The organism is Rhodococcus sp. MPR-R1B, assembly GCF_058793255.1.
The window spans coordinates 1-4866 of the sequence record NZ_JBXAFO010000057.1 but is presented as its reverse complement, the minus strand read 5'-3'; the positions used below and the strand labels follow the sequence as shown (position 1 = coordinate 4866).

Here is a 4866-nt window from a genome sequence, read left to right as displayed (position 1 = left end):
CGCGGCCAGGACACGTCTTCTGCAGTCCAGATCGATCACGTGTTATCAGCAGCTTTGTCAAGGAGTCTTCCTCTTTCTGCTGGTCACTATGTCGATGACATGCCGCTCACTGCTGTGGTGGCCTTGTGATGCGCCAGCGCGTGACCGGGGTCGCGGCGGTAGCTGCGGCGTTCGTTGTCACTGTGTCTGGTTGCTCGGTCCTTCCCGCTGATGGTGGGTCGGTATTCGCCGCTCCGGTGTCGGGAACTTCTGCGCCTGGTGTGCAGGTCGATGAGGCACTGTCGGCGCTGGATCAGCTTGCGGTGAAGGGGCGTGCGCCGAAGACGGGGTATGCGCGCAGCGAGTTCGGGGTCGCGTGGACTGATACGAACACCGTTATGTGGGGCGGGAACTCGCTGAGTACTCGCGAGGACATATTGTCCCGTGACCTTGTGGACGTCACGTGCAAGGTCCGCTCGGGTGTGGTCTCGCCGCCGTGTGTGGTGCAGTCGGGAGTTCTTCACGATCCGTATACCGGGACGACGGTGAATTTCGTTCGTGGGGAGACGACTTCGCCGCTCGTCCCGATCGAGCATGTCGTCGCTCTTGGTGATTCGTGGCAGAAGGGCGCGCAGCAGTTGTCGGCCGCCGAGCGGATCGATCTGGCGAATGATCCGCTCAATCTCATCGCTACCACGCAGGCTCCGAACTCGGCGAAGAGTGATTCGGATGCCGCATCGTGGCTGCCGCCGAACAAGGCGTTCCGTTGTGCTTATGTGGCCCGTCAGGTCGCGGTCAAACTCCGGTATCGACTGTGGGTGACCCAGGCGGAGAAAGACGCGATCGCCACCGTCCTGTCGACGTGTCCCGGACAGGCGCTTCCCGCCGATGCCGAGGCAGCGGGTCGTGTTTCGTGAACGAGCGGCGAAATCGCTTACCCGCAGGGCGCTAGCCGGAGTCGGTGAATCGTCGCCGCAGCGCGAGGTTCTCGCCGTGGGCGACCGCGAGCGCCGTGCGCAGCTCGCCGACCTCTTCGGCGTGCCGCCGTTTGAGTTCCTTGAGCTGCGAGGACAGTGCTCTGACTGCGGACGGTGCAGACTGCTGTCCGGGTTCGGTCATCTGTTCCGGAGTTGTTCGGCGGTGCGACCGCCTGGTGCGGAGGTCGTTGATCTTCGTGCGCAGGTCGGGCTGGTTGTAGAGGAAGTCGGTGGAGACCTTGGCGCGGCGAGCGACGGCCGCGAAGGTGACCGGCTCGCCTGCATTGCTGAGTGCCAGCAGCGCCGCGTCCGCGCGGGCTCTGGTCTCGGTGTGGCGCGCTCGCGCTGCGGCGGTGAGGTGTTCGGGCACGGGCTGGTTCTCCTTGCTCTAGATGGTGGTTCCGGGGCCGCGAACGGCCTTGTCGGTGGCGGAGACGTCGTTGATCGAGAGCAGGATCCGGTTGAGCGAGTCGACCTCGATTTGGCGGCCGTGCAGCCAGATGTTCGTCTCGTCCATCGGGGCGCCGTACTTCGCGGTGAACACTGCTTGCCGGTGTTCGATCAGGGTTTCCGTGTCGGTGAGTTGGGTCCGCAACTGCGGGGCGTGAGTGGAGTCGGTGACGAATTTCGAGCAGGACAGGCAGGCGTTTCCCTTATCGCACAATTGTTTCGGTGGGAGCGTGCACCAGCCGTTGGGGAGGATGCGGTCGGCTCGCTTGTCGAGCTGGATCAGGTCGTAGAGGTCGGAGCTGTCGATCGAGGCGGTGCGGCCGTCGCGGGTGACTTTCTTGTATCGGAGGAATTCCTCCTCCATGGTCTGAGCGGAGGTCACGGCGTAGTGCAAGGTCATGTCCGGAGAGATGTGTCCGAAGTAGCGCATCACGACGTGCAGCGGCACTCCGGCGTTGATGAGGTTGGTCGCGGCGGTGTGCCGGAAGCGGTGTGTCTTGGAGACCGCGACCTGACGTCCGACGGAGTCTCTGATGTTGAGCAGGCTGGTGAGTCTGCTGAACCGCAGATGCATTGTCGGAAGCGGGTAAGGCTTGTCGCCCAGTCGGTTTCGGGTCGTGCGAAGGAACAGGTATTTTGGCGTGACGTCAGGGTTTCCGAAGTGTGCCATCATTTCTCGGGCGTGCTTTTGTTGGGCTCGGATGATCGTGACGATCTCCTCGTCCACGGGGATCGTGGGTGCGAGGTTCGATTCGATCTTGGTCTGTTGATACCGCATCCGGGCGACGAATCCCGCGCTGTCAGGATCACTGTCTGTGCGCGTGCGCAGGATCGGTTCGAGTGGGTCGAAGTCCATCATCAGCACCTCGTTGGCGCGACGTCCGGTGCGCAGCAGAAGCATCATGATGTGGAAGGCTTGCAGGTCGCCGAGTCCGCCCTCGTTCACGGGCTGTGCGAGCAGGCCGCTGCCTTCGGCGATCTGCGCCATGACATCGTCTTCGAGGACCATGCCGTCTGCCTTGACGTTGGCCAGGCGGGGCTTGTCCTCGGGGCGGAAGAGCACGCAGTGCTCGGGTCGCAGAGTGGCCCAGGCGCTGATGCCGAGTTCGGTGGCGGCTTCGTCCCGGTGGTCATACATGAACTGGTAGAACTGTTCGATCGCGGTCATGATCTGGCGGCGTGGGTTCGTCGCCAGCGGCTTGCCCGCGCGCGCCCCGGACTCGATGCGGTGTGCGAGGAGCAGGTCGCAGAAGCCGCGGATGAAGCCCCGCAGGCGGTGTGGATCGGTTGTCAGGCACGGGCCCTGATCGGCGGTGGTGTCGATGTAGCGTTGCAGCCATTTCAGAGCGTCCAGGCGCGATTTGATCGTGCTCCACGAGTACCTTTCCGTGGTCAGGCCCGCCGAGAGCCAGTACTTCGCTCCCTCGCGCAACCACATGCTGGTCAGGTTGGTGAAGTGCATGGTCGTGCGACCTTGCGGTTCGTGGTCGCGTTGGGGCACCCTCGGGTCGAGGCTGGGGTTCCAGACGTTCAGCTCCCACCACGGGCCGCGGTGATAGGCGTATCCGAGCACGGCGGCCATGTGCCCGAGGCGGTAGGTGCCGCCTTTGAACGCAGACTCGCCGATCTTCTCACCGCGCATCTGAGCCTTCCGTGCGGATCTCACCCACTCGTCCGGCGAACGGTGCAGCAGCGATTGCGCCGACCGGCACTCGTCGTCGTGATGCATCGCGGCGCGCAGCAGGGTGAAGACGGCATTCGTCTCGATGACGCGGACGAAGTGACCCAGCTCGATACGCCGATGAATGATCCAGGCGATTTCCCAGGTCATCGGCTCCGGCAAACCGCGGAAGTTCAGGTAGCAGGAGGTCCAGCCCCCACCGACGTTTACTTCGCGGATCGCCGGTCGGTAGTGCGCCGGCATCGTCTTCTTGTCGAAGTGATCGCTGCGGCATTCTTCGGGCAGAGAGTCCCAGAGCCTGCGGGCGATGGTGAGGTCGAACATGTCCGCTAGTGCCAAGCCCGGATCGATCTGGTGCAGTCTCTTGGGGCTGCGCGACCAGGACGTGATTGCGGGATCTGTTGCTGGGCTAAGCATTCGGATACTCCCATCCGGCGACGTATTCGCGCCAGTTCGCTACCGAGGCCAGCTCGGCGTCCTCGGTGACGTGGCCGTAGATGTTCATCGTGGTCTGCACGCTCGCGTGGCCGAGGCGGCGACTGACGGTGTGGACGGGGCTCCCTGCCAGCAACAGCGCAGTGGCGTGGGTGTGCCGAAACCAGTGCGGTGTCATCAGGTTCGGGAAGTCGTTGTCGCGGTGCTTCATCGAGCGCAGGTGCGCATAGACCGACTCGGTGCGCAGCGGCGCGAACAGCGGGTTCCGCATCACGTTGCAGAAGATGTAGCTGCTGTCCCAATCATCGAGGGCCACATCGGCGCCTCGATCGCACAGCCACCACACGTAGTCGGCGTAGAGCCGATCGAGCCGCGACCCGATGTGGACCTCGCGCTCCCCGGACTTGGCGGACAGGCCGTGCGGGTGCACCCTGCTCACGATCGCGACCCGGGCGCTCTTGCCACCGATCCCGGTGATCCAGTCGCGGTGCTGCAACGAGAGGGCTTCACCGATCCGCATGCCCGATTCCGCCAGGACTGCCCACAGGAACCGATATCGCAGGTCACCTCGCCACTCCTCGAGCACCGGGTCGTAGCTGGCCTCGGCATCTTGGAGGGCGTCGATCGTGGTCGGCGTCAGAACCGGGATGGCCTTGCGGGCGGCGCGGATTCGGATAGTTGCGCGCTTCTGCGGCGCTCGCCTGGCCACGTGCTCGAGGAACGAGAGGTAGCGGCCCGATCGGACCTGGGCTTGCTTCCACAGGAACGGCGCAGCGTCTGTTCCGCTGTCGGCCTGGTAGCGGTAGAAACTCATCACCGCGCGCATGCGGAGGTTCACCGTGCTGTCGCTGAGCGTCGGTCGGGGGCGGAGTTCGCGGACCGGCGAGTCCAGCTCGCCGTAGCGCAGGGCAGAGATGAAGTCGCCGAAGTCGTGCAGCTTCACCGCATCCCACGATGTGCCGGTCACTTCCAGGAACGACCACCACTGGGCCAGGCTCTGTGCGTAGGCGCGGGTCGTGTTCGGCCGGAAGTCGATTTGCCGCCCGTACTCGAGGTATGCCTCGACCGGCTCAACGAGACCGAACGATCTGTCGATCACCGTCCAGGTCGTTGCACCGTCGCTGAGAGTGACACGTTGCGCTGTAGCCATCAGCCCGCTCCCGTTCGCCTGAACTCGAAGCTACGCCCGACCCTGCCTGATTCGATGCACCCGAACGGTGCGTGTCGGCGGTGTCATCGGCGTACCTCGCTGCCTGCAGATAACACCGTCGCCCACATATCCCGAATCCGTGGAAGGAAGCCCAGGATGATGTCAACGGCACTACCTACTAGCTACGGATTACA

At 64.0% G+C, this 4866-nt stretch carries 4 protein-coding genes; 1 reads left to right on the top strand and 3 read right to left on the bottom strand.

Annotated features, from left to right (window positions below; translation table 11 throughout):
* Positions 1-128: 128 nt before the first annotated feature.
* Positions 129-896, top strand: coding sequence for an HNH endonuclease family protein (locus AC1Q61_RS32310; protein WP_021334716.1), 768 nt, complete (start codon positions 129-131; stop codon positions 894-896).
* A gap of 31 nt (positions 897-927) precedes the next feature.
* On the opposite strand, the gene AC1Q61_RS32305 is transcribed toward AC1Q61_RS32310, so the two are convergent.
* From AC1Q61_RS32305 to AC1Q61_RS32295, 3 genes are read right to left on the bottom strand one after another with little or no spacing between them, the layout of a single operon-like run.
* The gene (locus tag AC1Q61_RS32305) at positions 928-1326 is read right to left on the bottom strand and encodes a DUF6262 family protein (protein WP_021334717.1); all 399 of its coding nucleotides are present in this window, start codon (positions 1324-1326) and stop codon (positions 928-930) included.
* An 18-nt stretch (positions 1327-1344) separates the two neighbouring features.
* Positions 1345-3504: a tyrosine-type recombinase/integrase gene (locus AC1Q61_RS32300; RefSeq protein WP_080656790.1), complete on the bottom strand. Its 2160-nt coding sequence runs from the start codon at positions 3502-3504 to the stop codon at positions 1345-1347.
* A complete protein-coding gene (locus tag AC1Q61_RS32295) occupies positions 3497-4672 on the bottom strand; it encodes a tyrosine-type recombinase/integrase (protein ID WP_021334719.1) in 1176 nt (391 codons plus the stop codon). Before AC1Q61_RS32295 ends, AC1Q61_RS32300 begins: the two co-directional genes overlap by 8 nt.
* Positions 4673-4866 lie beyond the last annotated feature (194 nt).